Raw genomic sequence first — 26010 nt, forward strand, 5'->3', positions numbered from 1 at the left:
GGCAAGCCTAGGAGCGAAATTGATGCCGGATTCTTCAAGCCCTGATCCAAGCCGCGACCCAAGCCGCGTCACCACCGGCCATTTGAGCGCGCCGTCCATCGCGGGGCCGTGGATCGTGATCTGTGACTTCGACGGAACCATCTCCGACGTCGACGTCACCGACGCGCTGCTGGAGCGTTTTGCGCTTCCGGAATGGGAAGCAATCGAGTCCGAGTGGAAGGCGAGCCTGATCAGTGCCCGCGAATGCATGGCCCGCCAGGTGAAGCTGCTGCGCGTGACGCGGCCCGAGCTCGAAGCCTTTCTCGATACCATCGACATCGACGCCGGATTTCGTCAGTTCATCCAGGAATGCCGCTCGCGGCGCCTGCCGGTGCGTGTGGTCAGCGACGGGCTCGACTGTGTCATCCGCAGCATTCTGCGGCGGCACAACCTCAGCCAGCTATCGGTGACCGCCAACCAGCTGATCACCACCGGCCGCAATACCTACGAGTTGCAGTTCCCGAACAGCCGGGTCGATTGCACGGCCGCGAGTGGCACTTGCAAATGCGCCAACGCGGAGCAGGAGTCGCGTGACCGGCGGGTGCTGCTGATCGGCGATGGCCGCTCGGATTTCTGCCTGGCCCACAACGCTGATTTCGTCTTCTCGAAAAACAAGCTCAGCGAATATTGCGAAAGCATGGGCATCCCCCATCGCGATTTCAGCGGATTTTCCGACATGCCGTTTCTGTTGAGCGAGCTGCTCGATCATCCGCACCACCACGTACACCGCCAGCCCTTATCCTGGAGTCTTGATCGATGAACGAAGCATCCCTGCTTAGCGACGAAGCGAAGTACTGTTCTTTTGGCGATACGGTGCATTATCTGAATCCGCCGAAAATCTTCGAGCGCTGCGATGGCTCCTATCTGTACGACGCCGAGGGAACCCCGTTCCTTGATTTGCAGATGTGGTATTCGGCGGTCAACTTCGGTTACGCCAATCAGCGTCTGAACCATGCGCTGAAGCAGCAGATCGATACCCTGCCGCAGCTCGCATCGCAGTATCTGCATCGCGAGAAGATCGAGTTGGCGACGCGGATCGCCCAGCATTCCGAAAAGGCCTGGAACAGCAAGGGCCGGGTGCACTTCAATGTCGGCGGCTCGCAGTCGGTCGAAGACTCGCTGAAGCTGGTGCGCAATGCCAGCAATGGCAAGAGCCTGATGTTCGCGTTCGAGGGCGGCTATCACGGCCGCACGCTCGGGGCATCGGCGATCACGTCCTCGTATCGCTATCGCCGTCGTTATGGCCACTTCGGCGAGCGCGCACAGTTCATCCCGTTTCCGTATCACTTCCGCGGGCCCAAGGGCATGAGCAAGGAGGAATACGGCAGCCACTGCGTGCGCCAGTTCGCGCGCCTGTTCGAGACCGAATACAACGGCGTCTGGGACCCGAAAACCGGCCAGGCCGAATACGCGGCGTTCTATGTCGAGCCGATCCAGGGCACCGGCGGCTACGTGATTCCGCCGATGAATTTCTTCAAGGAGCTTAAAGCAGTGCTCGACCAGCACGGCATCCTGCTGGTGGTCGACGAAATTCAGATGGGCTTCTATCGCACCGGCAAGCTATGGTCGATCGAGCATTTCGGCGTGACGCCCGACGTGCTGGTGTTCGGCAAGGCGCTGACCAACGGCCTGAATCCGCTGGCCGGCATCTGGGCCAAAGAAGCGCTGATCAACCCGACCGTGTTTCCGCCGGGCTCGACGCACTCCACGTTCGCCGCCAACCCGCTGGGTACCGCGGTGGGGCTCGAAGCGATGAAGATGATGGCCGAGCACGACTACGAGACCATGGTGATGGAGCAGGGCGCGTACTTTCTCGATGGCCTGAAGCAATTGCAGAAGCGCTTCAGGATCATCGGCGATGTCGACGGCCTGGGCCTCGCGCTGCGTGCGGAGATTTGCGCCGAGGACGGCTTTACGCCCGACAAGGCGATGGTCGACCGGCTCGTCGACGAATGCATGAAGGGCGATCTGATCGGGCCCGGCGGCCGCAAGCACGGGCTGGTGCTCGACATCGGCGGCTACTACAAGAACGTCATCACCTTCGCGCCGTCGCTGCACATCACACGCGCCGAGATCGATCTGGGTCTGGAACTGCTGGCGCAGGCGCTATATCGCGTGACCAGGCCGGTTGCGAGTCTGCGCATGTCGGAACTCGCATGAGCCAGCCTGCAGGGATCAGGGATCACAGCTTCTTCTACGAAGGCGGCAACGTCGGCGTGCTGCTGATCCACGGTCTGACCGGAACGCCGGTCGAGATGCGCTATGTCGGCCGCGGATTGCATAAATCCGGTTACACCGTCTACGGCGTGCAACTGCCCGGGCACTGCGGCACCGAGGACGATCTGGCGGCGACCGGCTGGAAGGACTGGTATCGCGGAGTCGAGCTTGCGCTGAACGCGCTGCTGACGAGGGTCGACAAGGTATTCATCGGCGGCCTGTCGATGGGCGCCGTGATGTCGCTGTACGCGGCGTCGCAGCACCCGGACAAGGTCAGCGGCCTGCTGCTGTACGGGCCGACGATCTGGTACGACGGCTGGAGCATCCCCTGGTATTCGATCCTGTGGAAGCCGCTGATCAATACGCCGATCGGCCGCAACTACCGCTTCATGGAGCGCCATCCCTACGGCATCAAGGACGAGCGTCTGCGCAAGCGCGTGGTGCAGAACATGCTGGCCGGCAACAGCGCCGACGCCGGCCTCGCCGGCATGCCGGCGTTCAGCGTGCGCCAGATGTGGGGCCTGGTCGACGAAGTCAAATGCCGCCTGCCGTCGATCCGCACGCCGGCCCTGGTGATGCACTCGCTCGAGGACGACGTCTGCAGCGTCAAGAACGCGCGCTATATCCAGAAGCGGATCGGCGGCGCGGTCGAGCTGCGGCTGTTGAACGACTGTTACCACATGATCACGGTCGATCGGCAACGCGATGTCGTGCTCGCCGACAGCATCGGCTTTCTGCAGGCGCAGGCGGTGCTCGGCCCGTGCGCGGCGGCAGGGCCTACAATGGCGACGGCCTGACCGGCGCCCGGCCGGCTATCGAACCTGCGAATCCGAAAATTCCCGATCATGGTTCCGACTGCAGACCTCGCATCGCCTCATCAAGCCGGCATTGCGGCGCCGCGGCTGCGGCGCCAGGGTTCGCTGCAGGCGCGGCTGCTGCTGGCGTATTTCCTGGTTGGCCTGCTGCCGATGTTCTTCGCTGCCGAGCTGGCCAGCCAGGTGGTAACCCGCGCGTTCGAGAGCAATCTGCGCGTCTGGTTGCGGCAAACCGCCAACTACTTTCTGGCGGCGGTCGCCGATTCGGAGCGCGAGGCCAACGATGTCGTCCAGGTGCTGGCGCGGCAGCCCGATATGCTGGGCAATCTGATCGACAACAAGCGGCTGCCCTTGCTGCTGGAACAGATGATCGCCGGCGAAGGCTACGATCTGCTGACCATTACCGACGATGCCGGGCGCATCGTGTTCAGCTCGTCGCCGATCCTCAGCTGGCGTCATCTGCGCCTGGGCCACGGCATTGGTTTTACCGAAATCACCAATCAAACGGGTACCCAGTTGATGGTCGCGGCGAGCGCCAGCTTCGACCACGAAGGACGGCAGTACCAGGTGATGCTCGGCTCCTGGCTGGACGAGAATTTCTTCGGCCATCTGAGCGAGATCACCTCGTTCGATTTTCGTCTTTACGGCCAATCCGGCAGCGGCTTCAAGGAAATCTTCCGTTCGGCGAGCCAGGCGCACAGCGACCCGCAGCTGGGTCCGAAAGTCGTTGCGGCGGTGACTGGCCCTGACGGCGAATACTTCGATCGGCACGTCGACAACGATGCGTTTACCGGTCTGTACCTGCCGCTGCGCAACGACGTTGGCAGTATCGAAGGCGTAGTGCTGTGCGGTTTGAGAAGCAGTCTTTCATCGACTCGCTGGATCACGCGCACCAGCGTATTCCTGATCATCTTCATCACCGGCATGCTGTTGTCGATGCTGGTGGGCTATGTGATTTCCAAGCGGCTGACGCGTCCGCTGCGCTCGCTGACGGCCAGCGTCAGCGCGGTCACCGCCGGCAACTACGGCAGCCGCGTGCAGGTCGAGGGCAATGACGAAGTCGCGGAGCTGGCCAGCGTGTTCAACGGCATGGCGCAGCGTCTGGAACAGCTCAACGAGCTGGAGATCCAGCTGCGCCGGCAGGATCGCCTGTCGGCCCTGGGCCTGGCGGCGGCCGGCATCGCGCACGAAGTGCGCAATCCGCTCGGCACCATTTCCACATCGGCCGAGCTGATCCGCAACCGCTACGCACTCGCCGAACGCGACCAGAAGCTGATCGACAACGTCGTCGGCGAAGTCAGGCGCATCGATCGCCTGATCGGCGATTTTCTGACTTTCGCCAAGCCCGAGCCGATGCGGCGCGCGCCGATCCGACCGTCGGAGATCGTCGCCCAGGTCGCGCACGTGCACGCGCCCGAACTGTCGCGCCGCAACGTGGTGCTCGACGTCGTCGACGAAACCTCGGCCGCGCTCGTCGACGGCGACGCCGACGCGCTGTATCAGGCAGTGCTCAACGTGGTGCTGAACGCGGCCGACGCGATGCCGCACGGCGGCCGCCTGCTGATCGTGTCGAGCATCGTCGGCCAGGAGCTGACGATCCGCTTTGCCGACAACGGCAGCGGAATCCCCGAGGATGTCATCGACCGCATCTTCGATCCCTTCTACACCACCAAGACCCACGGCAGCGGTCTTGGGCTGGCCAAGGTTCGCAGCGTGCTCGAGGCGCACCAGGGCCGTGTCGAATGCTGGAACGTCGACCGCGGCGGCGCGGTCTTCGAGTTCACGATTCCATTGGCGAAGCAGCCCTGATGGCCGCAGCGCATACGATCCTGGTGGTGGACGACGAGCCGCGCTTGCGCGAGGTGATCGCATCGGCGCTGGAGGATCTCGGCTATCGCACGGTGATTGCGGAATCCGGAGAGGCCGCGATCAGGCTGATCGAGACCGAAGACATTGATCTGGTACTGACCGACCTGCGCATGCCGCAGATGGACGGCCGCGAGCTGATGCATCAGGTACGGCGCAACTGGCCGGGCATGCCGATCGTCGTCATGACCGCGTACAGCACGGTCAAGGACGCGGTGCAGATGATCAAGGACGGTGCCTTCGATTACGTCAGCAAGCCGTTCGAGATCGACGAGCTGTCGGCGACCATCGCCAACGCGCTGCGGCTGTACGAAGCCCTGCGCGACAACCTGCGGCTACGCAAAGAGCTGGAAGGCCGCTATCGCTTCGACAGCCTGATCGGCTCCAGCCCGCCGTTCCGGCGCGTGATCGAAGCCATCGGCGAGGTCTGCGAAAGCCGCGCGAACGTGCTGCTGACCGGTGAAAGCGGCACCGGCAAGGAAGTCGCCGCACGCGCGATCCATTTCAACAGTGCCAGGCGCGCCGGCCCGTTCGTCGCGATCAACTGCGCGGCGATTCCCGAGGGCCTGCTCGAGAGCGAGCTGTTCGGGCATGTCAAGGGCGCGTTCACCGGCGCCGTCAGCGCCAGGCCCGGTCGCTTCGTGCAGGCCGATGGCGGCACCATCTTTCTCGACGAGATCGGCGATATGCCGATCGCGATCCAGGCCAAGATTCTGCGCGTGTTGCAGGACCGCACGGTCGAGGCGGTCGGCGGGACACACAGCAGGCTGGTCGACGTGCGCATCGTCGCCGCCACCAACAAGAACCTGCGCGAATCGGTGCGCAATGGCAGCTTCCGCAACGACCTGTATTACCGCTTGAACGTATTCCCGATCGAGCTTCCGCCGCTGCGCGAGCGGCGCGACGATGTCGCGCTGCTGGTCCGGCATTTTCTGCAGGAGATGGCAAAGACTTCGGACCGGCCGATGCCCGATTTTACGCCGGCGGCGCTGAAGCTGATGGAAGCCTACGAATGGCCGGGCAATATTCGCGAGCTGCAGAACTGTGTCGAGCGCGCCGTCATCGTCGCCAAGAACGGCCGCGTCGAAGTCGGCGATCTTTCCCATGACTTGCATTTTCCGGCGATGAAGAACGCTCGCGAATCGAACTCGATACCGGGGGACCTGGACGCCGAGCTGGAGCGCATCGAAAGGCGCTTCGTTCTCGACGCGCTGCAGAGAACTCATGGTGTACAGGTTCAGGCGGCCGAGATACTCGGCATCACCGAACGCAGCCTGTGGCATCGCGTCAAGAAACTCGGCATCAACATCGTCAAACGCACGGCGCCCTAGTAGTCCGTTTCACCAAAACCATGACAAATTCGCTTGGTCTTTTCGCGCCTGCCGTTGTTGCAGCTCGTCGCCATAGTCACCACTATGCCTCCTCGCCGCGCCTAGGCAGTCGCGAAAATCCCGGCGCGCCTTTGTCATGGTTTTGGTGAAACGAACTACTAGTGTCATCGATCGACACGAGCAGAGGGCCGTCATGGAAAGTTTGCTGAAGTCCGCGTTGTCCGGCCTGGTCGTCCGCGGCGCGCTCGAGCTGCAGACTGCCAGCGGCAAGCGCTGGTTGTTCGGCAATGGTTCGGAGCCGGAGATCGGCGTTCGCTTCGTCGACGCGGCGGCGCAGCGCGCCTTTCTGTTCGACCCGGAGCTGAAACTCGGCGAGCTGTTCATGGACCAGCGCCTGCTGGTGGAACGGGGCTCGATCTACGATTTCCTGTACCTGCTGCTGGACAACGCGCGGGACTCTGCGCCGAGTCCGCTGCTGGCTGCGATCGACCGCCTGCGGTTCGCCACGCGGCGCTGGCGCCAGCGCAACGATCCGCGTCGCGCGCTGCGCAACGTCGCCCATCACTACGACCTGGGCGAGCCGCTCTACGATCTGTTCCTGGATTCGGACCGGCAATATTCCTGCGCGTATTTCGAGACGCCGGAGCAGAGCCTGGAAGATGCGCAGCTGGCAAAAAAGCGGCATATCGCCGCCAAACTGCGCGTCGGGCCCGGTGACAAGGTGCTCGACATCGGTTGCGGCTGGGGCGGCCTGGCGATGTATCTGGCCGAAGTGGCAGGCGCCGATCAGGTGCTCGGCATCACGCTGTCGAAAGAACAGAGAGCCACGGCCGAAGCCCGTGCCGCCGAACGCGGCCTGGGCCGGCAAGTGGTTTTCTCGTTGACCGACTATCGTCATCAGGACGGTGAGTTCGACCGCATCGTGTCGGTGGGCATGTTCGAGCATGTCGGCCTCGGCTACTACGACACTTATTTTCGAAACTGCCGCCGGCTGCTGCGTGACGACGGCCTGATGCTGCTGCATACGATCGGCTGCTCGGGTCCGCCGTCGCATGCCAATCCCTGGCTGGACCGATACATTTTCCCCGGCGGCTATCTGCCGACACTGTCCGAGATGATGCCGGCGATCGAACGCGCCGGCCTGATCGTCACCGACATCGAGGTTCTGCGGCTGCATTACGCGAGCACGCTGCGTGCCTGGCGCGAGCGCTTCATGGCGCGCCGCGCCGAGGCGGCCAGGCTTTACGACGAGCGCTTCTGCAGGATGTGGGAATTCTATCTGGCGTTCTGCGAGGCGGCGTTCCGCTGCGAGGACGTGGTCGTGTTCCAGCTGCAGCTTGCGACTCGCAACGACTCGGTGCCGCTGACCCGGCATTACATCGCCGAGCGCGAGCAAGCGCTCAAAACAGAAGAGCAGCGGCGGCGGGCGTCGTCGAGCAATGTCCCGTGATCAGCCGGCGAGGGCGCCGCGGTAAGCGGCCAGCATGCGCTCGACCATTGCGTCGTCGGTGAATCGCGACAGGTAATAGCGCCGCGCCGCCTGCCCCAGGCGAGCGGCAAAGTCGGGATCGGCCAGCAGGCGCCCTACTGCGGCCGCAAGACTCCCGGAGTCGTTCGGCGGCACCAGTAGGCCGGTCTGGCCATCGAGCACGATCTCAGGAATGCCATCGACGGCGGCGGCGACGATCGGCCGCTCCAGCGCGCTGGCTTCGAGCAGGGACAAGCCCAGAGGCTCGCGTGTCGAGGGTTGCAGGAACACGTCGAATGTCGAGCAGAGCGTCGTTGCATCATCGCGTTGCCCTAGAAACACCACGCGCGATTGCAACTCCAAAGCCTGAACCTGTGCATGCACGGCGGCGCCGTGTGCGGTGCGGTCGTCACCCACCAGCACCAGGCGCACCGGGAGATCACGCAGGCGATGCAGCGCGTCGACCGCGACGCCATGGCCTTTTTTGGCGACGAAGCGCCCGACCATGCCGAGTATCCGTTCGTCCGGGCCAAGTCCGAGTTGCTGGCGAAGCCGGCAGCGCAACTCCGGCGCCGGCAGGCCGGGGTCCTGTATGCCGGGATAAAGCGGGCCGTGAATCTGCGTGTGGTAACCGCTGGCGATCAGCGAATCGGCGACCGCCGCGGATACCGGAAAGATGCTCCGGGCGCCGCGCAACCACGGCCCCTTGACCGTGGAGTGCGCGCTGCCGACGGCGGTGATGCCGGCCCAGGAACCGGCCCAGACCGCGTAACGGGTGCCGCGCATCGCATGCCCGTGCACCAGGTCCGCGTCGATCCGGCGCAGGTAGGAGCACAGTCGGAACGTGGATCTGAAGTCGTACATCGCCATCATCGGCACATGCACCTGCGGCAGGCCCGCGCGCGACAGCTGCTCTCCGATCCAGCTGTCGCGCGGGCCGGCGAAGTGCGGGTCGTGGCCGGCGCGCGCCAGCGCCAGCATCAGCGTCAGCACATGCCGCTCGATTCCGCCCAGACCGTGGCTGTGCATGACCATCACCGGTCTCAAGGAGCCGCGATCAAGCCCGGTCTTCGCTAGTGCCGGCTGCGGCGGCGCCTCGCCGACTCGCCCGAACAAGGCCGGGCTCAACGCGGCGGCATCGCCGCGATTGATCGTCTGGCCCTGCGGATTCTGGAGTTCCATGGCACCGGCTCGAAGACGCGCATCTCCCGAGCCCATGGTGGCTTCGAACAATTAGCCCAGAGTTAGGGTCTGTATGATCGGCGCGCCTCAGCCGGTGCTAAGTCGGCCGCTATAGCCTGGTACGCGCGCCAATGTCGGCGCGCTACTTTCTCGTCACACTGCGGAGGTGGGTACGCATGCGCGTGCTGCTGATTGAAGACGACCGCATGATCGGCGAGGCCGTGGAGGAGGCACTCAAGGAGGCGAGCTATGCGAGCGACTGGGTGCGCGACGGCGAGCTGGCATCGGCGGCACTGGACCATCAGGACTACGACATCGTGCTGCTCGACCTGGGGCTGCCGAAGATCGATGGGCTGGAGGTGTTGCGCGCGATCCGGACACGCAGAGATCCGATCCCGGTGCTGATCATCACGGCGCGCGATGCGGTCCAGGATCGCATCGCGGGGCTGGACAGCGGCGCCGACGACTATCTGCTGAAACCCTTCGAGCTAGGCGAGCTGCTGGCGCGGATGCGTGCGGTGATTCGCCGCAAGGGCGGCGTCTCCGGACCGATGCTTTGCAATGGCTCCATAAGCTTGAACCCGGCGACCCGGGAAGCCACCGTGAACGGTGTCGCCATGCGTCTGTCGGGCAAGGAATTCTCGCTGCTGCATGCGCTGCTGATACGGCCGGGGGCGATTCTGTCGCGCAGCGAACTGGAGGATAGGATCTATGGCTGGGGCGACGAGGTGGAAAGCAACGCGGTGGAATTCCTGATTCACTCGCTACGCAGGAAACTGGGTAGTGACGCGATCAAAAACGTCAGGGGCGTGGGATGGATGGTATCCAAGGGCGACTGAATACCTCGCTGCAGTTCAGGCTTTCGGCCTGGCTGGCACTGGCTATCCTGGTGATCGCGCTGGTCGCGGGGACGTTTTCGTTCGTTTCCGCGTTCGAGGGCGCGATCGATCTGCAGGACGATCAGCTGCAGGAAGTCGCCGCACTGCTCGATCGGCGACAATTGAGCTTTTCCGCCGAGCAACCCTGGGATGATCCGGCGAGCGACGATTCGGAAGAGCAGGTGTTCGTCAGGCCCCTGGGTCAACTCGAAGGCCTGTCGGTCAAGCCCGAGAGCGCGGCCAGCTGCTTGGTCGACGGCATGCAGACGGTCAGGATTCGCGATATCGAATGGAGGCTGCTGGTCAAAACGCTGAACACTGGCGCGCGCATCGCGGTTGGCCAGCAGACGAGCTTGCGTGACGAGATCGCCAGGGACAGCGCGCTGCGCACGGTGCTGCCGTTCGTGATCCTGATCCCGATCCTGCTGGTGCTGGTGGGCGATCTGGTCCGCAAGATATTCCGGCCGCTGGTCAGTGTCTCGGTCGAACTCAAGCGGCGCCAGGAGCACGATCTGCGTGAAATCACAGCCGATAAAATTCCCTCGGAGGTTCGGCCGTTCGTCGATGCGATCAACCAGCTGCTGTCGCGAGTCGCGCGATCGCTGGCCTTGCAGCGGCGCTTCGTCGCGGACGCCGCACATGAGCTGCGCTCACCGCTGACGGCGCTGTCGCTGCAGGCCGAAATGCTGGATGGCAGCGACATGTCGGCCGAGGCACGAGAGCGGCTGTCGTCCCTGCGAGCCGGCATCCGGCGCACCCAGAGCCTGCTCGGCCAGCTGCTGACGCTGGCGCGAGCGCAGAGCGCATCCGACGAGCCGGTCGACAGGCTGCCGGTCCATACGATCTTCAGGCAGGTGATCGAAGAGCTGATGCCGCTGGCGGCGGCCAGGAACATCGATCTCGGCGTGGTCGGCGCTGCCGATTGCGAAGTGACGGCGCGTGCCATCGACCTGAAGACCCTGATCCGCAATCTGGTGGACAACGCGATCCGGTATTCGCCGGACGGCGGGCAGGTGGATCTGTCCGCGCGTGACGGTCCGGATGGCGTGGTACTGCAAGTCACCGACAGCGGACCGGGCATCCCGCAGGCCGAACGCCAGCGCGTATTCGACGCTTTCTATCGCGTGCTCGGCAACGACGCGGTGGGCGCCGGACTCGGCCTGTCCATCGTCAGGACCATCGCTAGTCGTATCGGCGCGGAATTGGTGCTCGGCTATGCCGACGAGGCCGGGCAATCCGGGCTTTGCGTCACGATCAGGTTCAGCGGGGTGTTGCAGGTGCAGGCGTAGGTCGGCAATCCTTTGCCGACGTGTACGGTCAATGTGTATTCGAGGCCTCACGTCGGCAAGGGATTGCCGACCTACGGCTGTAGGAGCGGGTCATACCCGCGACTCAGGCCTTGAAGCGCACAGTCGCGGGTATGACCCGCTCCTACAGGTGCAGATCGTAGACGGCCATTAGTTCGCCACCGCGCTTTTGATGGCGTGAATGAAGGCATAGCAGCCGAGTGCGGCGAGCGTGCAGAAGATCAGCAGGGCGCCCAGGATCGCGCCCGTGCTGGCGTCGGCGAAGCCGCGTCCGCGCGCACTGTTGCCCCGGACTCCGGCGGCCGCAGCGAGGATGCCGCCCAGCAGCTGGAACGAGTTCGGTCGCTTGATACGGGGTTTGATAAGGGGTTTGCTGTCGGGCTCGGTGGGCTGCATGGGATGACGATAGGGGATGCGGACGAGCGGAGATTACCGCACTTCGGTCGACTTTCCGCCCGAAACGGACGAAGGCTCTTTCGGTTGCCGGCAGTGGAAGCCAATCTGCGTCAGCGCCGACCCGGGAACCGGCTCACGCGAATGGGTGAGGCAGACTCACCAGCGCGATAACAGACTGCCGGCGACCCAAGCCAGGGTGTCGCCATGACGGCGGCGCCGACGAGGAGCCGCATGTCTGACGAGCCTGTACTGATAGCGCGCCGTGGTCTGGCTTCCGCCGGCGGAAGCGATGATCGATGCGTGCTGTGGATCACGCTGAATCGCGAAGAGCGGCGCAATTCGCTCAACGAGGAGGTCGTGCGCACGATCGACCGCGCGATCGCCGAGGCGGTTGCCGGCAACCAGGTACGTGCGATCGTGCTGACCGGCATCGGTGACAAGGCGTTCTGCGCCGGCGCCGATCTGGCCAAAAACGCGAAGGGCGCGGTGTTCGCGGTCGACTACTCGCAGCCGCATCACTACATCGTCGAGCTGTTCAAGCGCATCGAGGAATGCACGCTGCCGGTGATCGCGAGAGTCAATGGCCATGCGATGGCCGGCGGCTTCGGCCTGCTCTGCGCCTGCGACCTGGCGATCGCGGCGGACGACATCCGCTTCGGTACCAGCGAGCCGAAGATCGGCATGACACCGATGATGATCCTGCCCTACATGATGCGGCTGCTGCCGCCGCGTCAGCTGCAGGAGATGTGCATCACCGGCGAGCCCTTCGGCGCGCAGCAGCTGCTCGACTGGGGCATCGTCAACTACCTGGTACCGCGCGCCGAACTCGACACCAAGCTCGACTGGCTGCTGTCGCGCATCGTCGACAAGAGCCCGACCGCGCTGCGCATCGGCAAGCAGGGCTTCCATGCGATGCGCGACATGAATCTGCGCCAGGCGCTGGAGTACGCGCAGGTGATGCTGCCGGTGATGGCCAGCACCGAGGACGCGAAGGAGGGCATGAAGTCCTTCCAGGAAAAGCGCGCGCCGAACTGGACCGGTCGCTGAAAATGAGCGCTGCGAGCAAAGACATCGTCCGCATCGGAGGCGGCGCCGGTTTCTGGGGCGACAGCAGCGAAGGCGCGCAGCAGCTGGTCGAATCGGGCGCGATCACCCCGGGGTCGTCCCCGGGCATTGATTACCTGATTCTCGACTACCTGGCCGAGATCACGATGTCGCTGCTGGCGCGTGCCCGCGCCAAGGATGCGGCGCTGGGCTATGCGACCGATCTGCCCGGCGTCGTCGGCCGGCTCGCGCCGCAGCTGAAGGCGAAGAACATCAGGCTGGTCACCAATGCCGGCGGCGTCAATCCGCAGGCCTGCAAAGCGGCGATCGAAGACAAGCTCAAAGTGCTCGGTATCGAGTTGAAAGTGAGCATCGTCACCGGCGACGACCTGCTGCCGCAGGCCGATGCGCTGCGCGAACAGAACGTCCGCGAGATGTTCAGCGGCGAGGCCTTTCCCGACAAGCCGTGGAGCATCAATGCCTATCTCGGCGCGTTCCCGATCGCCGCCGCGCTCGATGCCGGTGCCGACATCGTGCTGACCGGCCGCTGCGTCGATTCGGCGCTGGCGCTGGGGCCGCTGATTCACGAGTTCGGCTGGAAGGCCGATCAATATGATCTGCTGTCCGCCGGCAGTCTCGCCGGCCACGTGATCGAATGCGGCGCGCAGGCCACCGGCGGCGTCAGCACCGACTGGCGGGCTGTCGCCGGCGACTGGGATCGCATGGGCTTCCCGATCGCCGAATGCCGCGCCGACGGGACGTTCGTCGTCACCAAGCCCGAAGGCAGCGGCGGCCGCGTGGTGACCGACACGGTGGCCGAACAGATCGTCTACGAGGTCGGTGATCCGGCCGCGTATCGGCTACCGGATGTCAGCTGCGATTTTTCTCAGGTGCAGTTGAAGGCAGTGGGCGCGGATCGAGTCGAAGTCAGCCGCGCGCGCGGCTATGCGCCGACCGACGAATACAAGGTCTCCATCACTTACCAGGACGGCTTCCGCTGCTTGGCGACGATGCTGGTTGGCGGCGTCGATGCGGTAGCCAAGGCCGAGGCGGTCGGCGCCGCGATTCTGAAGCGCACGCGCCGGCTGATGAGCGAAGTCGGGTTTGCCGACTACCGCCGTACCGACATCGAGGTACTCGGAGCCGAAGCCAACTGGGGCGCGAACGCACGGGCTCGCGCTACCCGCGAAGTGGTGCTGAAACTGGCGGTGCATCACGACGATGCCAAGGCGCTCGAGGTGTTCGGCCGCGAGTTCGTGCCGCCGGCAACGGCGATGGCGCAGGGTATCACCGGCATCTTCGGTGGCCGGCCCAGTGCGGCGCCGCTGGTGCGCTTGTTTTCGTGTCTGGTGGCCAAGAGCAGCGTGCGGATCGAGGTCGACGGCATCGCATTTTTATCTCCCTCCCCCGCGAGCGGGGGAGGGTTGGGGTGGGGGCGAGACGTCGCGGAGCGGCGCTACCTTCCGCCCCCATCCGCGTTTGGCCTTGGGTGGGGAGTGACTCAATGTCACTCCCCATTGAGCCAAACGCCTTCCCCCGCTTCGCAGGGGAAGGAGACAAGCAAGACAGTTCCGCTGGTCGACCTCGCCTACGGCCGTTCCGGTGACAAGGGCGATTTCGCCAATATCGGCGTGCTCGCGCGCAAGCCGGAATATGTCGCGATCCTGCGCGAACAACTCACCGCAGATGCAGTGCATGAATACTTTGCGCACTTCGTCAAAGGCAAGGTCGAGCGCTACGAATGGCCGGGCCTGCAGGGCTTCAACTTCCTGCTGCACCAGGCGCTCGGCGGCGGCGGCACCGCCAGCCTGCGTTACGACCCGCAGGGCAAGATGCTGGCGCAGGTGCTGATGGACTTTCCGATCCGGATGCCGTCATGAGCGCCCGCATCGCCGCGCCACGGCTCGCCCGCGAACAGCGGGTCGACGAGATTCTGGTATCTGCGCGCACGGTGTTCTGCGAGAAAGGCTATGACGCCGCTGCGGTCGCCGAGATCGCTTCGCGCATCGGAGTCGTCGAAGGCACCGTCTACAAGTATTTCTCGACCAAGCGCGAGCTGCTGCTGCGCACGCTCGAGAACTGGTATGACGAACTGTTCGGCGACTACACGCGCGAACTGATCCATGTCAGTGGAGCGCGTGCGCGGCTGCATCTGCTGATCTGGCGGCACTTGCGCTCGATCCGCGACTATCCGCAGTTGTGCCGCCTGATGTTCCGCGAAGTGCAGTCCGAGCCGCAATATCGCGGCACCGTGCTGCACGAACTCAATCGCCGCTATACGCAACTGCTGATCGCGGTGATCGAACAGGGCGCCGCCGCCGGTGAATTCCGCAGCGACATCGCGCCAACACTGCTGCGTGCGATGGTCTACGGCGGCATCGAGCACCACAGCTGGAACTATGTCTGCGGCCGCGGCGAGCTCGACATCGACAGCATCGCCGACCAGCTCGTCGCGGTGATTTGCGACGGGATGGTGCAGCCGGCTGAATGCAGGCAAGCCAGGGCTCGCATCGAGCCGCGCGTCGTCGCCGACACCTATACCGGCACCTATACCGAGACCGATACCAGGAAGCAAACCGCATGAGTGCAGACGCAGCAACAAAGCCCTGGCCTTTCGACTCGGTGCTGGTCGCCAACCGCGGTGAGATCGCGGTGCGCGTGCTGCGCACGGTGCAGAAGCTCGGCCTGCGCGGCATCGTCGTCTATCACTCGGCCGATCGCGGCGCGCTGGCAGTGACGATGGCCGATCAGGCGATCGAGATCCACGGCAGCACGCCGGTGGCCGCGTATCTGGACGCGCAGCAGATTCTGGCGGCGGCCAAAAGCAGCGGTGCTGGCGCGATCCATCCGGGCTATGGCTTTCTGTCCGAGAACGCCGGCTTTGCGCGCGCGGTCGAGGCTGCGGGCCTGGTGTTCATCGGGCCCAGGCCCGAGCAGATCGAACTGATGGGCGACAAAGTGCGCGCCCGCAACTTCGTCGAGAAAAGCGGCTTCCCGGTCGCGCCGAGCGCGATCGAGGACGACGATCCGGCGAGCTTCGTCGAGCGTGCGCGCAAGGTCGGTGCGCCGCTGCTGATCAAGCCTTCCGCCGGCGGCGGCGGCAAAGGCATGCGCATCGTGCGTGATCTGTCCATTCTGGAAACCGAGATCGAACGCGCGCGTTCCGAAGGTCAGCGTTATTTCGGCGACGGCCGGCTGTATGTCGAGCGCTACATCGAGAATCCACGGCACATCGAGGTGCAGGTGCTCGGCGACGCCTACGGCAAGCTCGTGCACGTGTTCGAGCGCGAATGTTCGGTGCAGCGGCGCTTCCAGAAGATCGTCGAGGAGACACCGTCGCCTGCGCTCGACGAGGCGCTGCGTTCGAGGATTTGCGAGACCGCGGCCGGCATTGCGCGCGCGGCCGGTTATCGCAACGCGGGCACCGTCGAGTTCATTTTTGGCCAGGACGGTGAATTTTATTTTCTTGAGATGAACACGCGTCTGCAGGTCGAGCATCCGGTCACTGAAGAAATCACCGGCCTGGATCTGGTCCACGAGCAGCTGCGTGTCGCCGCCGGCGAGCCGCTGCGCCTGGCGCAGTCCGACATCATCTCGAAAGGCCATGCCATCGAGTTCCGCATCTACGCCGAAGATCCGGCGCGCGGCTACACGCCGACCATCGGTCCGGTGCTGAGGCTGCATGCGCCGCAGGGCGAGGGCGTGCGTTGGGACAGCGGCGTGGTGCAGGGCGGTGAAGTCACCAGCGCCTTCGATCCGATGATCGCCAAGCTGATCATTCGAGGCAGCGATCGCGGTGATGCGATCCGGCGCGCGGACAAGGCGCTGCGCGAAACCGTGTTGCTCGGCTGCAAGACCAATACCGCGTTCCTGCGCCGGCTGATCGCGCATCCGGCTTTCGTCGCCGGCGATGTGCACACCGGTTTCCTCGACGCCAATCCGCAGATCGCGACTGATCCGCCGATGCCGTCGGCGACGCTGCAGGCACTGCTGGCGGCCGCCGCGATCAGCACCAGGCCGATGCGCGACGCGGCGGACGCGATCCCGGATCTGCATGCGGCGATCGGCGCCTGGAGTAATTGATCCAATGCTTGGCACTGCCGATGAAGATCGAACTGTAGGAGCGGACCTTGTCCGCGATTGTGCTGTTGAAGGTTTCAATCGCGGACAAGGTCCGCTCCTACAGTTGCGTTGAGAGAGAGATCACATGCACCACGCTTTCAAACTCGGCGAAGCCGAGCACAACGTCGAGCTGTCGCGCGGGCCCGGCGTCTATCGCCTGCATCTGGGCGGTGACACGATCGCGGTCAAGCTGGCCGACACTGCCGACGGACGCAGCTGGCTCAGCATCGGCGACCGCCATGTCGAAGTCGTGGTCGCGACACGCGGCGACGAGGTCTTCGTGCAGTTCGACGGCGAAGCTTACGAGCTGCGCTATCGCCATCCGCTGGATCGTCTCGCGGCCAGTGCCGGCGGCGCCGCCGAAGACAGCATCCGCGCGCCGATGCCGGGCAGCATCGTCGCGGTGCAGGCCGCGGCCGGCGACGCGGTCACCAAGGGCCAGACGCTGCTGGTAATGGAGAGCATGAAGATGGAGACGACGATCCTCGCGCCGCGTGACGGCGTCGTCGATGCGGTCGCGTTCGAGAAAGGGCAGACCTTCGATCGCGATGCGCTGCTGGTGATGCTGAAACAAGCCTGATGCTGTTCCCCTCTCCTGGGAGAGGGTGGCCCGGAGGGCCGGGAGAGGGTTCTCTCCGATCCTCCCTCTCCCGGCGCTGTGCGCCACCCTCTCCCAGGAGAGGGGAAAAGATCCGAGACCTCGCATGAAACGTATCGAATCCAAGCTCAACACCACCTCCGCCACATTCCTCGCCAACGCCGCGCACAACCGCAAGCTCAGCGACGACTTCAAAGAGAAGCAGCGAGCCGCGCGCCATGACCGGCCGCAGCGCGACGTCGAGCGCCTGCGCGCGCAGAACAAGCTGCTGGTGCGCGAGCGCATCCAGCAGCTGCTCGATCCGGGCACACCGTTTCTGGAGCTGTCTTCGCTGGCGGCCAACGAGGCTTACGGCGGCGAAGTGCCGGGCGCGGCCGTGGTCACCGGCATCGGCATCGTCTCGGGGCGCGAGGTCGTCATCAATGCCGGCGACGGCACGGTCAAGGGCGGCGCCTGGTATCCGCTGACGGTCAAGAAGGCGGTGCGCGCGCTCGACATCGCGATCGAGAACCGGCTGCCGGTGGTGCATCTCTGCGATTCCGCCGGCGGCTTTCTGCCGCAGCAGGCCGAGCTGTTCGCCGACAAGTATTACGCCGGCCGCATCTTCCGCAATCAATGCATGCTGTCGAAGATGGGCGTGCAGCAGGTCGCCGTCGTGCTCGGCCATTGCACCGCCGGCGGCGCCTATGTGCCGGCCCTGTCGGACTACAACGTGATCGTGCGCGGCACCGGCGCGATCTTCCTCGCCGGCCCGCCGCTGGTGAAGGCCGCGACCGGCGAGGAGAACACCGTCGACGAACTCGGTGGCGCCGACATGCATACCAGCATCTCCGGCACCGCCGACTATCCGGCCAGCAGCGAGGAGGAGGCGATCGCGATCGCGCGCGACGTCGTCGCCCAGTTCAATCGCCAGACGAAAACAAAGATCGAGTGGCAGCAGCCCGAGGCGCCTTACTACGCGCCCGAGGAGCTGTACGGCGTGCTGCCGCAGGACATCAAGCAGGGCTTTGACATCCACGAGGTGATCGCACGCCTGGTCGACGGCTCGCGCTTCCACGAATACCAGCCGAATTACGGCAAGACCCTGATCTGCGGCTACGCGCATCTGTGGGGCTACAAGGTTGGCATCCTCGGCAACAACGGCGTGCTGTTCAACGACAGCGCGCTGAAGGGCGCGCACTTCATCGAGCTGTGCAACCAGAACCGCACGCCGCTGATCTTTCTGCAGAACATCACCGGCTTCATGGTCGGCCGCGAATACGAGCGCCGCGGCATCACCAAGGACGGCGCCAAGATGCTGATGGCGGTCAGCTGCTCGGAGGTGCCGAAGTTCACGGTGATGTGCCACGGCTCCTTCGGCGCCGGCAACTACGGCATGAGCGGCCGCGCCTTCGACTCGCGCTTCCTGTTCGCCTGGCCGCAGAGCCAGATTTCGGTGATGGGCGCCGAGCAGGCCGCCAACGTGCTGGCCGACGTCAAGATCCGTCAGCTCGCCAAACAGGGCAAGCAGCTCAGCGCCGAGCACATCGCCGCGATCCGCGACCCGGTGCTCGGTGAGTTCAAGCGCAAGCAGAGCGCGTACTGGAGCACCTCCGAGATCTGGGACGACGGCATCCTGGCGCCGTCGGACACCCGCAACGCGCTGGGCATGGCGATCTCGGCGGCGATGAACGCGCCGATCGGCGATCCGAAGTACGGGGTGTTCCGGATGTAGCAGGGGGTGCCAAAGTCTGCGTAAGCCTGACGCCCAGACAGTCTTACGAAGCTTTAATTGCCAAAGTCTGCATAAGGCCTGATGATGGCGCCTCTTATGCAGACTTGTGGCGGGTGGCGATGAGCAAGCGCCTGGGTACTTACGTCACCCGGACCACGGTGGGCGAAAGCTTTCGGGCCTTTATTCCCCCTGATCTGCCGCCTGATCCTCCGCTGGTGTTCGACAGCGCGATGATCGGCTTGCTGGAGGAGGCCAACCGCCTGCTCGGCCGCCTGGACGGCTTGGCCGCGGCCTTGCCCGACCCGCAATTGCTGCTCTACCAGTACGTGCGCAAGGAGGCGGTGATGTCCTCGCAGATCGAGGGCACGCAGTCCTCGCTGTCCGATCTGCTGATCCACGAGATGGACGAAATCCCGGGCGTGCCCGAAGACGACGTCGAAGAAGTCTCCTGCTATGTGCGCGCCCTCAACTTCGGCGTGCAGCGTCTGGCGAGCTTGCCACTGTCGCTGCGACTGCTGCGCGAGATTCACGCTCAGCTGTTGGCCAGTGGGCGCGGCGCCACCAAGATGCCCGGCGAGTTTCGGCGCAGCCAGAACTGGCTGGGCGGCAGCCGCCCGGGCAATGCCAGCTTCGTACCGCCGCCCCCCGAGAATCTGATGGACTGCCTCGGAGCCCTCGAAAGCTTTCTGCATGACGGCTCGACGCCGCCGCTGATCCGGGCCGCGCTCGCCCATGTGCAGTTCGAAACGATCCACCCGTTTCTCGATGGCAATGGCCGCCTGGGTCGCTTGCTGATTGCCTTGATGCTGGTCGAAGCCAAGGTGCTGCAATACCCGTTGCTGTACCTGAGCCTGCATTTCAAGAGCAATCGATCCGAGTATTACGAGCGGCTCAGCCGCGTAAGAACGCACGGCGATTGGGAAGGCTGGCTCGCCTACTTTCTGCGCGGCGTCATCCATACCGCAGGCGAGACGATCGACACGACGCGCCAGATCCTGGCGCTGTTCGATCGCGACCGGGCGCGCATCGCAACAGTCGGACGATTGTCGGGGACGGCGCTACGTTTGCATGAGCATCTGCGCGCCCGCCCGGTGACAACGGTGGCGCTTGCGGCCGCATCGACGAAGGTCAACCGCACCAGCATCGTCACCGCGCTGGCCAAGCTTACGGAGCTGGGCATCGTTCGCGAACTGACCGGAAACCGCCGCAATCGATTGTTCGCGTATGACACCTACTTGGCTCTACTGAGCCGCGACACCGAGCCTCTGCCCGATTGACGGACCGGGATCCTGGTTAGGACGTAGGTTGAGGTGAGCGCAGCGAACCCCAACATTTCGTCCGCGCCGACGTTGGGGTTCGCTGCGCTCACCCCAACCTACAACGGATGGTCCGCGCCATATTGCCGCATAACGTTATCCGTTATAAAGTGCCGGCGTGATCATCAGTTTCCGCTGCGTCGACACCCAAAAGTTGTTTGAGACTGGCAAGTCGCGCCGGTTCACCGGTATTGCAGCCGTTGCCACGCGCAAGCTGACCCAGCTCGACAATGCGCAGGAGCTACGCGACCTGGCGTCACCACCCGGCAATCGCCTGGAGGCGCTGCGCGGTAGCCGCGTCCGCCAGCACAGCATCAGAATCAACGACCAGTTCCGCTTGTGCTTCCGCTGGACGGACACCGGGGCGGAAGACACCGAGATCACCGATTATCACTAAGAGGACCAAGGCCATGAGCAAGAACGGCATGCGGCCGGTTCATCCCGGTGAAATTCTGCGCGAGGACTATCTGGCGGAACTGGGCATGAGCGTCAATGCGCTTGCCAAGGCGCTCAAGGTGCCCACGCCGCGCATCAACGACGTCGTGCGCGAGCGGCGCGGGATCAGCGCGGACACGGCGCTGCGGCTGGCACGCTACTTCGACACCACACCGCAGTTTTGGTTGAACCTGCAGGCGGCCTACGATCTGAGGCTGGCGGAAATCGCGGCCGGCAGCAAAATCAACCGGGAAGTTTCGGTGATGTCCAAGGCCGCCTGAGGTATTGCCCGCCGCCGACCTCATTGGCTAGCCCGTAGGTTGGGGTGAGCGCAGCGAACCCCAACATTGCGCCGGTGATCGTTGGGGTTCGCCAGGCTCACCCCAACCTACGACTGCGCCTGCTCGCTCGAATGGACGAGGCCCGGCCGCCGCAGCGACCTAGACTCGACGCGCGTGGATGTCACCCAGGAGAACCCACATGTCGCCGTCGGAATCCTTCTACGTCGCGATCGGCCTGCTATCGATCGTCGTCATCGTGGTGCTGAACCGGCAGCTGTACCGCCAGGGCGGGGTTTCGGTGCTGGAGGGCGTCTGCTATCTGATCGCGGTGCCGGCGCTGGTGATCGGCTGGTATTTCAACTTCCAGTACATGCGCGGCTACGGCGAGCAGGTCGGATGGTGGCACTGGACCACGCTGCTGTTCGTCAATCCGGCCTCGGCTTCCGGCGGCCAGGACCTGATCATCGCCAATCTGCTGCTGTTCCCGCTGTGGACCATCGTCGACGGCCGCCGCTGCGGCATGCGCCTGAGCGGGTGGTATTTCGTGATGAGCCTGGTGACCAGCTACGCGTTCGCGTTCGCCGTGTTCATGGCGCTGCGCGAACGCCAGCTGCGCTGGAATAACGCGCAGCGCCGATAGAGCGCAGCGCAGCACTTCGGGATCGCAGGCTCGGGCCGATTCGCGGCACGCGCCTTGCTGCGGGTGCTTACCGGAATATCGAGCACCCGTCATGAAGCTGATCGCCTCCGCCCTGTCTGCGCTCGCGCGGCTCGGCTGCGCCGCCTGCCTGATCAACAGCGTTTCGGCCCACGCCGCCGGCGACTGCGCCGCGCTGGCCAGCCTGGTGCTGGAGGGCGCGACCATCAGCACGGTCGAGGCGGTGCCGGCCGGCACGTTCACCACGCCGCCGCAGATCGCGCTGCCGTCGAAGACCTATACGGTGCCGGCGTTCTGCCGCGTGGCGCTGAGCATCGCGCCGTCGGCGCTGACCGAGGTCTGGCTGCCCACCGACACCTGGAACACGCTGCTCGGCGGCTGGGGCAATGGCGGCAGCACCGGCGTGGTGATGTATGACGCGATGGCCTCGTCGCTCAACGGCGGCTACGCGACGGTGTCGTCCGACCTCGGCCACCAGAGCACCGCCGAGGATGTCAGCTGGGCCAACGGCCGGCCGGATCTGGTCGAGGACTTCGGCTACAACATCACGCATGCGATGACGGTGATCGCCAAGCAACTGGTCGCCGCGTATTACGGCACGCCGCAGACGCGCGCCTATTTCGGCGGCTTCTCCGCCGGCGGCCGCCAGGCGCTGATGGAGGCGAGCCGCTATCCCGAGGACTACGACGGCATCAACTCCGGCGCGCCGGCGCAGAACTGGACCCGGCTGATGGACGGCCTGGTCTGGCAATCGCTGGCCGTGCTCGGGGATTCGAGCCTGGCGGCCTATCCGAGCGCCGATCAGGTCAATGCCTTGGCCGCCGCGGTGATGGCCAGCTGCGACGGCCTCGACGGCCTGGTCGACGGCCAGATCACCGATCCGACGGCCTGCAAATACGATCCGGTGGCGCTGTCCTGCGACACCAGCACCGCGAGCACCTGCCTGAGCAAGAAGCAGGTCAAGGCGATCCAGACGCTGTACAAGCCGCTGAAGAATTCCGCCGGCGACAAGCTCTACCCGGCGGTCATTCACGGCAGCGAATTCGAATGGGCCTGCTCGTTCGTCGGCACCGCGCCGTACAACGGCTACAGCTATCTGCTGTCGCAGGAGTATTTCCAGAACATGGTGTACGAGGCCACGTCCTGGGATTTCCGCAGCTTCAATCCCGATGTCGACGTGCCGTTCGCGGACAACAAGCTCGCCGATACGCTCAACGGCAGCTCGCCGAACCTGGATGCGTTCAATGCGCGCGGCGGCAAGCTGCTGCTCTGGCACGGCTGGTCCGACGGCCTGATCACGCCGCTGGCCACGGTCGACTACTACAACGCGCTGAAAAGCCGCTACGGCAAGAGCGTGCTGAACGGCTTCGCCAAGCTCTACATGGTGCCGGCCTTTGGTCACTGCGGGTCCTACGGCCCCTCGGTCTTCGACACGCTGTCGCCGCTGCGCGCCTGGGTCGAGCAGGGCACCGAGCCGCAGGCTATCCTTGCGCTGCAGCTCGATTCCAGCGGCGCGGTGACCCGCACCCGGCCGCTGTGCCCGTATCCGAAACAGGCGGTCTACAAGGGCGTCGGCAACATCAACCTGGCGAAGAATTTCAGCTGCAAGTGACGCCGTGTCACCGGATCCGCCAGCCGTAGGTTGGGGTGAGCGCAGCGAACCCCAACATTTGAGCGAGCCCTACAACGGCTCAAGCAAAGCCGGGATTGCCGACCTACCGTGTCATCTCACCACGCAGCGAAGCCCACAAAAAAGGCGGCCTTGGCCGCCTTTTTTGCTGCTGCGAGAACAAGGCAAGCCGGATGAGGCTACTTGCTCTTCTTCTTCTCGATCTTTTCCGCCTTCTTTTCGGCGGGCGTCTTCAGCGGCTTCTTCTTGGTTTCCTTCTTGCGATCCTGGCTCTTGCTCATGAGGTTTGCTCCGGTGTCGTCGTGGGGGGCTGCTGCTCTTCGGTATCGCCGGTGGATCCGCGCGCCAGCTTCTTCAGGCGCTTTTCTTCCTGCTGCTTGCTCTTTTTCAGCTCACGCTGCCGCTTGTCGAATCCGTAGTTGGGCTTGGCCATGGTCGCTCCGTTGATGGCGACAGTTTAAAGGAATTGCCCTGCTCGTTTCGCTCGGAACGATACGCCGGTATCGCCGGTTCCGAAACCGCTCTTTCAGGCCCTGATGCGGTTTCGTGCCTCCAGCCACGGCCAGCTCAGCAGCGCCGGCACGCCGAACAGCAGGTCACGCATGCGCTTGCACAGCGACAGCGCGAGCGCCAGATCCGGCGGCAGGCCGAATATTGGCGCGATCAGCAGCAGGCCGGCCTCCTGCACGCCGAGACCGGCCGGCATCATGAAGAACAAGTGGCGCGCCGCCTGTATCGCCGCCTCCAGCGACAGAGCCGTCAGCAGGCCGACGGGGTGGCCGAGCAGGCGCAGCGCCAGCGCGTTCTCGAACGAGCCGAGCACCAGGCCGGCGAATTCCCAGCAGACGGCGGCGAGCAGAATCCGCGGCTGTGCAAAATAGCCGCGAATACGCTGGTCCAGCGCGGCGCCGTCCAGGCCGAGCCGCGCCTGCAGGCTCGCGCCGACGAGCCGCGTCAGCCCGCGCTGCGCCAGTTCGAACAGCCGGCTGCGACGCAGCATCAGCGCGGCCAGCAGCGGAACCGGCGCGCTGATCAGCAAGCCCAGGCCGATGCGCTGTGCCAGCGGCGTCGCCCCGGGATGCAGCAGCACCAGAGCGAAGCTGAGCAGTGCGAACAGCAGCTGGTTGAAGATCGACAGCAGCAGTTGCAGCACGACGCTGGCGCTCGCCGCGGCGCCGTCCAGGCCGCGCCGCATCGCCAGCCGGATGCCGACCAACTCGCCGCCGATGCTGGCCAGCGGCAGCAGCCGCGCGACCGCTTCGCGGATCGTCGAGGCCCAGAACAAATAGGGCAGGCGCGCGCGGCCCGGTGCGTCGTGCGGCGCCAGCAGCACGCGCCAGCCCATCGCGTCCAGCAGCAGCGGCAGCGCATGGAACGGCACCAGCAGCAGCAGCGGCCAGCCGGCGCGGTATAACAGGCCGACGATTTCGGCTATGCCATGCCGCTGGCTCAGCCAGACGATTGCGGCCAGGCCCAGCAGCGCCGCAAAGTAGGAGGCGGCCTTCAGCACGCCGCCGAGTACCGGCAGGCCCATTGATATCGCCAGGAGCGGCTCATCGAAAAACAGGCGGCAAGCAGCATCGGAGTGAAGTCCGCGCCAGCGGCGGCCGGCACGCGCGTCGACACCCGCGCGTTTCTCGAAAAGCTGCCGAAGTGGGTGATCGTGATTCTGCCGGTGGCGCACTGGGTGCTGATGAGTCTGCGCCATCGCGCGGCGGTGCTGCCATCGGTGGCCAATCCGAAGATCACTTCCGGCGGCCTGGTCGGCGAAGGCAAGACCGAATACTTCCGCATCATGGGCGTCGTGGCTCGTGCCGTGACGGCGCCCAATGGCTCGTTCGTCGTGCACACGGAGCGCGCCGCGGCGGACGCGGCCGCCTGCATGCAAGCTGCCGGCCTCGCGTTCCCGATCATCGCCAAGCCCGACATCGGCTGGTGCGGCTTCGGTGTGCGCCGCATCGATGCGCCGATTGAGCTCGCGGACTATCTCGCTGCGTTTCCACGGAGCGAGCGCGTCGTGCTGCAGGCCTATGTGCCCGACGCAGGCGAGGCCGGGGTTTTCTACGTGCGGCTGCCCGGCGAGACGCGCGGCCGCGTGCTCGGCCTCGCGCTGCGTTATTTCCCGCAGGTGATCGGCGATGGCCGGCACTCGATCGCCGAGCTGATCGCAGGCGACGCGCGGCTGGCGCGTCTCGGCGATCCGCTGCATCGCTCGCGCATCGATCCGGCGCGGATCGCGGCGGCCGGCGAAGTCGTGCGCCTGGCGACGATAGGCTCGAGCCGCGTCGGCGGGCTGTATCGCAACGGCGAGGCGCTGATCACGCCGCAGCTGACCACGGCGATCGATGCGGTCGCCCGCGACATGGACGAATTCCATTTCGGCCGTTTCGATCTGCGTTACGCCAGCGAGGTGGCGTTGATGGAGGGCCGGGGCTTCACCATCATCGAGGTCAATGGTGCCGGCTCCGAGGCGATCGAAGCCTGGGACCCGCAGACCCGGCCGCTTGCTGCTTTCGGCAAGATCATGGCCAAGCAGGTGCTGCTGTTCCGGATCGCGGCAGCGAACCGGAAACGCGGCTTCGAGCCGATGGGGTTTCTTGCTCTGGCGAAGCTGCATCTGAACCAGCAGCGGCTCATCCCGTTGTATCCGCCGTCGAACTGACGGGCAGGCGATCCACGCGCAGCGTGTAGGTTGGGGTGAGCGCAGCGAACC

Annotated in this window: 24 protein-coding genes; 20 read left to right on the forward strand and 4 right to left on the reverse strand. The window is 64.9% G+C overall.

Annotation, left to right across the window (positions count from 1 at the left end):
• The first annotated feature begins 22 nt into the window (after positions 1 to 22).
• From JWQ90_RS25700 to JWQ90_RS25725, 6 genes are all read left to right on the forward strand, one after another.
• Positions 23 to 799 (forward strand): MtnX-like HAD-IB family phosphatase, encoded by a 777-nt coding sequence (locus JWQ90_RS25700; RefSeq protein WP_299697927.1) that lies wholly within the window; start codon positions 23 to 25, stop codon positions 797 to 799.
• Positions 796 to 2199 carry an aminotransferase class III-fold pyridoxal phosphate-dependent enzyme gene (locus JWQ90_RS25705; protein WP_299697928.1) on the forward strand — a complete coding sequence of 468 codons (1404 nt, stop codon included), beginning with the start codon at positions 796 to 798 and terminating at the stop codon, positions 2197 to 2199. The genes JWQ90_RS25700 and JWQ90_RS25705 overlap by 4 nt, the downstream gene beginning before the upstream one ends.
• On the forward strand, positions 2196 to 3053 hold the full coding sequence (locus JWQ90_RS25710) for an alpha/beta fold hydrolase (protein ID WP_299697929.1): 858 nt from the start codon (positions 2196 to 2198) through the stop codon (positions 3051 to 3053). The genes JWQ90_RS25705 and JWQ90_RS25710 overlap by 4 nt, the downstream gene beginning before the upstream one ends.
• Before the next feature lie 48 nt (positions 3054 to 3101).
• The gene (locus tag JWQ90_RS25715) at positions 3102 to 4880 is read left to right on the forward strand and encodes an ATP-binding protein (protein WP_299697930.1); all 1779 of its coding nucleotides are present in this window, start codon (positions 3102 to 3104) and stop codon (positions 4878 to 4880) included.
• The gene (locus JWQ90_RS25720; RefSeq protein WP_299697931.1) at positions 4880 to 6268 is read left to right on the forward strand and encodes a sigma-54 dependent transcriptional regulator; all 1389 of its coding nucleotides are present in this window, start codon (positions 4880 to 4882) and stop codon (positions 6266 to 6268) included. The genes JWQ90_RS25715 and JWQ90_RS25720 overlap by 1 nt, the downstream gene beginning before the upstream one ends.
• A 193-nt stretch (positions 6269 to 6461) precedes the next feature.
• The gene (locus JWQ90_RS25725; RefSeq protein WP_299697932.1) at positions 6462 to 7718 is read left to right on the forward strand and encodes a cyclopropane-fatty-acyl-phospholipid synthase family protein; all 1257 of its coding nucleotides are present in this window, start codon (positions 6462 to 6464) and stop codon (positions 7716 to 7718) included.
• Here JWQ90_RS25725 and JWQ90_RS25730 read toward each other — a convergent pair whose 3' ends face one another.
• Positions 7719 to 8918 (reverse strand): glycosyltransferase, encoded by a 1200-nt coding sequence (locus JWQ90_RS25730; protein ID WP_299697933.1) that lies wholly within the window; start codon positions 8916 to 8918, stop codon positions 7719 to 7721.
• A 176-nt stretch (positions 8919 to 9094) separates the two neighbouring features.
• Between JWQ90_RS25730 and JWQ90_RS25735 the strand changes: the two genes are divergently transcribed.
• Together JWQ90_RS25735 and JWQ90_RS25740 are read left to right on the forward strand one after the other, a co-directional pair.
• Positions 9095 to 9757: a response regulator transcription factor gene (locus JWQ90_RS25735; RefSeq protein ID WP_299697934.1), complete on the forward strand. Its 663-nt coding sequence runs from the start codon at positions 9095 to 9097 to the stop codon at positions 9755 to 9757.
• A complete protein-coding gene (locus tag JWQ90_RS25740) occupies positions 9733 to 11085 on the forward strand; it encodes an ATP-binding protein (RefSeq protein ID WP_299697935.1) in 1353 nt (450 codons plus the stop codon). The genes JWQ90_RS25735 and JWQ90_RS25740 overlap by 25 nt, the downstream gene beginning before the upstream one ends.
• A gap of 168 nt (positions 11086 to 11253) precedes the next feature.
• Here the strand turns inward: JWQ90_RS25740 and JWQ90_RS25745 are convergent, their stop codons facing one another.
• Positions 11254 to 11499 (reverse strand): hypothetical protein, encoded by a 246-nt coding sequence (locus tag JWQ90_RS25745; RefSeq protein WP_299697936.1) that lies wholly within the window; start codon positions 11497 to 11499, stop codon positions 11254 to 11256.
• A gap of 231 nt (positions 11500 to 11730) precedes the next feature.
• On the opposite strand from JWQ90_RS25745, the gene JWQ90_RS25750 reads away from it, so the two are divergent.
• The 11 genes from JWQ90_RS25750 (at position 11731) to JWQ90_RS25800 (ending at position 23279) form a co-directional block, all read left to right on the forward strand.
• Positions 11731 to 12546: an enoyl-CoA hydratase-related protein gene (locus JWQ90_RS25750; RefSeq protein WP_299697937.1), complete on the forward strand. Its 816-nt coding sequence runs from the start codon at positions 11731 to 11733 to the stop codon at positions 12544 to 12546.
• 2 nt (positions 12547 to 12548) lie between these two features.
• Positions 12549 to 14423 (forward strand): acyclic terpene utilization AtuA family protein, encoded by a 1875-nt coding sequence (locus tag JWQ90_RS25755; protein WP_299697938.1) that lies wholly within the window; start codon positions 12549 to 12551, stop codon positions 14421 to 14423.
• Entirely contained in the window at positions 14420 to 15127 is a 708-nt protein-coding gene (locus JWQ90_RS25760) for a TetR/AcrR family transcriptional regulator (protein ID WP_299697939.1), read from the forward strand. The genes JWQ90_RS25755 and JWQ90_RS25760 overlap by 4 nt, the downstream gene beginning before the upstream one ends.
• Entirely contained in the window at positions 15124 to 16626 is a 1503-nt protein-coding gene (locus JWQ90_RS25765) for a biotin carboxylase N-terminal domain-containing protein (protein ID WP_299697940.1), read from the forward strand. The genes JWQ90_RS25760 and JWQ90_RS25765 overlap by 4 nt, the downstream gene beginning before the upstream one ends.
• A 124-nt stretch (positions 16627 to 16750) precedes the next feature.
• A complete protein-coding gene (locus JWQ90_RS25770) occupies positions 16751 to 17245 on the forward strand; it encodes a biotin/lipoyl-containing protein (protein WP_299697941.1) in 495 nt (164 codons plus the stop codon).
• 124 nt (positions 17246 to 17369) lie between these two features.
• The gene (locus JWQ90_RS25775; protein WP_299697942.1) at positions 17370 to 18977 is read left to right on the forward strand and encodes a carboxyl transferase domain-containing protein; all 1608 of its coding nucleotides are present in this window, start codon (positions 17370 to 17372) and stop codon (positions 18975 to 18977) included.
• A 119-nt stretch (positions 18978 to 19096) separates the two neighbouring features.
• Positions 19097 to 20254 carry a Fic family protein gene (locus JWQ90_RS25780; protein ID WP_299697943.1) on the forward strand — a complete coding sequence of 386 codons (1158 nt, stop codon included), beginning with the start codon at positions 19097 to 19099 and terminating at the stop codon, positions 20252 to 20254.
• Positions 20255 to 20411: 157 nt separating this feature from the next.
• On the forward strand, positions 20412 to 20690 hold the full coding sequence (locus JWQ90_RS25785; protein WP_299697944.1) for a type II toxin-antitoxin system RelE/ParE family toxin: 279 nt from the start codon (positions 20412 to 20414) through the stop codon (positions 20688 to 20690).
• Positions 20691 to 20703: 13 nt separating this feature from the next.
• Positions 20704 to 21009, forward strand: coding sequence for a HigA family addiction module antitoxin (locus tag JWQ90_RS25790; protein ID WP_299697945.1), 306 nt, complete (start codon positions 20704 to 20706; stop codon positions 21007 to 21009).
• Positions 21010 to 21208: 199 nt separating this feature from the next.
• Positions 21209 to 21649 carry a DUF2834 domain-containing protein gene (locus JWQ90_RS25795; protein ID WP_299697946.1) on the forward strand — a complete coding sequence of 147 codons (441 nt, stop codon included), beginning with the start codon at positions 21209 to 21211 and terminating at the stop codon, positions 21647 to 21649.
• 91 nt (positions 21650 to 21740) lie between these two features.
• Positions 21741 to 23279, forward strand: coding sequence for a tannase/feruloyl esterase family alpha/beta hydrolase (locus tag JWQ90_RS25800; RefSeq protein ID WP_299697947.1), 1539 nt, complete (start codon positions 21741 to 21743; stop codon positions 23277 to 23279).
• Between the two features lie 295 nt (positions 23280 to 23574).
• Here JWQ90_RS25800 and JWQ90_RS25805 read toward each other — a convergent pair whose 3' ends face one another.
• Positions 23575 to 23730 carry a hypothetical protein gene (locus JWQ90_RS25805; RefSeq protein WP_299697948.1) on the reverse strand — a complete coding sequence of 52 codons (156 nt, stop codon included), beginning with the start codon at positions 23728 to 23730 and terminating at the stop codon, positions 23575 to 23577.
• A 93-nt stretch (positions 23731 to 23823) separates the two neighbouring features.
• The gene (locus JWQ90_RS25810) at positions 23824 to 24831 is read right to left on the reverse strand and encodes a lysylphosphatidylglycerol synthase domain-containing protein (protein WP_299697949.1); all 1008 of its coding nucleotides are present in this window, start codon (positions 24829 to 24831) and stop codon (positions 23824 to 23826) included.
• 51 nt (positions 24832 to 24882) lie between these two features.
• On the opposite strand from JWQ90_RS25810, the gene JWQ90_RS25815 reads away from it, so the two are divergent.
• Positions 24883 to 25959, forward strand: a complete 1077-nt coding sequence (locus tag JWQ90_RS25815) for a hypothetical protein (RefSeq protein ID WP_299697950.1) — start codon at positions 24883 to 24885, stop codon at positions 25957 to 25959.
• The last annotated feature ends 51 nt before the right edge of the window (positions 25960 to 26010 follow it).

The organism is Hydrocarboniphaga sp. (assembly GCF_028291725.1).
In the GTDB taxonomy this organism is placed as follows: domain Bacteria; phylum Pseudomonadota; class Gammaproteobacteria; order Nevskiales; family Nevskiaceae; genus Hydrocarboniphaga.